This window comes from Microbacterium sp. (assembly GCF_036277215.1).
GTDB lineage: Bacteria > Actinomycetota > Actinomycetes > Actinomycetales > Microbacteriaceae > Microbacterium.
On record NZ_DASUNI010000333.1, the window covers coordinates 1 to 2,859 of the forward strand.

The following is a 2,859-nucleotide window of genomic DNA, read 5'->3' on the forward strand; positions in this document are numbered from 1 at the left end:
ACCCAACCATGGAGACCTGCATGCTTTGCACGTCGGGCCTGTCGGCGTCGACGACGGACTGGCCGGTCTCATCGAGAAGCTGGACCGCCGAAACGTCCAGACAGACCGCCACCTCCATCTCAACGAGTTCCGGCCCTCCCCACGCACGTGGCTTCACGACAGTTGGAATGCTTGCACCCGACACCGTCCACTTGTCAGCATGCATCTCGCTGAAGGTCTCCCGCGCCTGAGCATTCGCATCACCGGTCGTCCACTCGTACACGGCCTCGAACGTCTCGAGATCGCTCAGATCCACCTGGTTCAGCGCATCGACGTACGCCCGGTACGTCTCCTCAGCAGCGGCGAACGCCTCGTCCTCGGTGGCGAACGCCGGACCCGACGGCGATGGTTCGGGCTGCGGCTGGCAGCCAGTGGCCAGTCCGAGCACGATCGCCAGCGCGAGGGTCACGCGGGCGACGCGGGAAATCATCCGACCACGGTATCCGCGATCGCGATCGGCCGACCGGACTTATCCACACGAGCGCCTCCATCCGCCGCGGGTCGAATCCGTCCGGGGTCGGACGGCGCTGTCATACTGACCGCGTGAAGATCTCGAAGCTGATCGGTGCCGCCGCCGTCATTGCAGCCACCGTGGCTCTCAGCGCGTGCGCGCAGAGCACCCCCACGCCGGTGATCGCACCCGTGACCATGGATGTCGGCGACCTCGAAGGCGAGACGGTCGACCTGGTCGTCGGCCAGGTGCTCAACATCAACACGGGCGACCTCGCGGTCGACAGCTACAGCGGTGAGGTCGAGGACTCCGCGGTCGCCGAGTTCGTGAAGGGGCGCGAAGAGGGTGGGGCGACCTATAACCCCGGCGTCAAGGCGCTCGCCGAGGGGTCGACCGAGGTGGTGCTGTCCAACTCCGACGGCGGCATCGAAGACGTCGCCTTCACGGTGAACGTCGGCGAGTAGCCGCCGAGCCGCGCGTCACGCGGTGTTCTCCAGCGCCTCGTGGATGCGCCGGAGATCCTCCAGCAGCGAGCCGATGAGCACCCAGTGGTCGCGCGAGGGCGCGGAGACGCGAAGCGGTGCGGTCAGGGCCGCCGGTTCGCTCTCGTCGCGTCCAGCGGCGTCGGCCGCGGCATCCGTTCGACGCACCTCGAGGCGCACATCGTGCGCCGCTCGCCGCAGCTGCTCGGCGATCGCCTGGACGGCAGTTTCGTCGGCGATCGTGGCGTCGTAGTGGTCGCAGAACGCCCGGGTCATGCCGACCGTCTGCGTGACGATCGGTCCGGTACGGTCCAGCAGCGCCTGAACGGCCGCCAGGTCCTCGCGGTGGCGTCGTCCGCGCGGGTTGAGTGAGAGCGACTCGATGGCGACCTCGATCGCTTTATCGGCGGCATCCCGCATCGGCCTCATCAGGCGCGCCTCGACGAGCAGACCGTCCAGATCGGCTGCGGACTGCGGCGTTTCGAGGGCATGGGCCAACCGCTCCAGGGAGTTCGCGAGCTCGTCGCCGAGTCTTGTGACGGCTTCGCGCGCGGGCGCGACGGCGACGGGCGGGACGAGGGCGAGATTTATCAGGATGCCGATCACCGCGCCGATGATCGTCTCGAGCACACGGTCGAGCGCGTAGGTCGGTGTCGCCGTGCCCAACGCGAGCACGAGAAGGGCGCTGATCGCCACCTGGTTGGCGGTCCCCGCGGTCATCTTGAGCGCCCACGCGATCAGCAGCGCGACCACGGTCGCGAGGAGGATCACCCAGGTGCCGCTGCCGAGCAGGATGCCGAGGATCGACGCGATCACGACGCCGGCGAACACTCCGATGCTGCGCTCGATCGCCTTCATGAGTGACTGGTTCAGGCTCGGCTGGACGACGAGCAGCGCGGCGATCGCGGCGAACACCGGTGGCTGGCCCGGTATCAGTGCGCCGGCGATGAGCCAGGCCGCCGAAGTCGCGATCGCGGACTTGCCGACCTGCAGGATCGGGCTGCGCTGAGATGCTCGGAAGCCGTCGGTCACTCGCATGCCCCGAGCGTATGCCGGGCACCCCGCCCCTGCCCACGGAGGGCGGGATAGCGTGAAGGGATGACCACTCAGCAGGAGAAAGCACAGACCCTCGCGGCACTCCACGCCGCGCCGGAGATATTCCGAGCCGTCAACGTGTGGGACGTCGTCTCGGCGAAGGCCGTCGCCGCACTGCCGCAGACCAAGGCGCTCGTGACGGCGGGTCACTCGATCGCCGCGACCTTCGGGTATGGCGACGGCAAGATCCCTCTCGACGTGATGCTCGACATGGTCGGCCGGATCGCCGCCGTGACGGATCTGCCCGTCTCCGCGGACCTCGATGCCGGGTACGGAGATCCGGGCGAGACGACGCGGCGCGCGATCGGCGTGGGCGTCGTCGGCGCCAATATGGAGGACCGCCTTCAGCCGCTCGCCGACTCGGTCGCCGCAGTCGAAGCGGTTCTCGCGGCGGGCGAGGCCGAGGGCGTTCCGTTCGTGCTCAACGCCCGCACCGACGCGCTCGTTCGCGGCGGCGACCGTCCGCTCGAGGAGTCCATCGCCGACGCGATCACGCGCGGACGGGCCTATCTCCAGGCCGGCGCCGACCTCGTGTTCGTTCCCGGCCGGGTCGACGCGGACACCGCGCGTCAGCTGGTCGCGGGCATCGGCGAGCGCAAGGTGAGCGTCATCGGCGCCCCGGGAGCACTCTCGGCGGCGGAGTACGAGGCGCTGGGCGTGGCCCGCATCTCCTACGGCCCGTTCACGCAGAGGGTGGCGCTGACCGCGCTGCAGGATCTCGCGGGTGACCTTTACGGCGACGGCGTGCTGCCGGCCGGCATGCGCAGCCTGAACTGACGGCGGGAATCTGCG

At 69.2% G+C, this 2,859-nt stretch carries 4 protein-coding genes; 2 read left to right on the forward strand and 2 right to left on the reverse strand.

Features of this window, described 5'->3' with window-relative positions; translation table 11 throughout:
• Positions 1-469: hypothetical protein (locus VFX99_RS15945; RefSeq protein WP_329667270.1), on the reverse strand; the 469-nt coding region annotated here is incomplete at its 3' end.
• 113 nt (positions 470-582) lie between these two features.
• Between VFX99_RS15945 and VFX99_RS15950 the strand changes: the two genes are divergently transcribed.
• The gene (locus tag VFX99_RS15950) at positions 583-954 is read left to right on the forward strand and encodes a hypothetical protein (protein WP_329667271.1); all 372 of its coding nucleotides are present in this window, start codon (positions 583-585) and stop codon (positions 952-954) included.
• Positions 955-969: 15 nt separating this feature from the next.
• Here the strand turns inward: VFX99_RS15950 and VFX99_RS15955 are convergent, their stop codons facing one another.
• Entirely contained in the window at positions 970-2,010 is a 1,041-nt protein-coding gene (locus VFX99_RS15955) for an FUSC family protein (RefSeq protein WP_329667272.1), read from the reverse strand.
• A gap of 60 nt (positions 2,011-2,070) precedes the next feature.
• On the opposite strand from VFX99_RS15955, the gene VFX99_RS15960 reads away from it, so the two are divergent.
• Positions 2,071-2,844: an isocitrate lyase/phosphoenolpyruvate mutase family protein gene (locus VFX99_RS15960; protein WP_329667273.1), complete on the forward strand. Its 774-nt coding sequence runs from the start codon at positions 2,071-2,073 to the stop codon at positions 2,842-2,844.
• Positions 2,845-2,859: the final 15 nt, after the last annotated feature.

Excerpts from the sequence above, each read along its gene's own strand:
- VFX99_RS15960 (WP_329667273.1), top strand. The coding sequence starts at position 2,071 with ATGACCACTCAGCAGGAGAAAGCACAGACCCTCGCGGCACTCCACGCC.
- VFX99_RS15955 (WP_329667272.1), bottom strand. The coding sequence starts at position 2,010 with ATGCGAGTGACCGACGGCTTCCGAGCATCTCAGCGCAGCCCGATCCTG.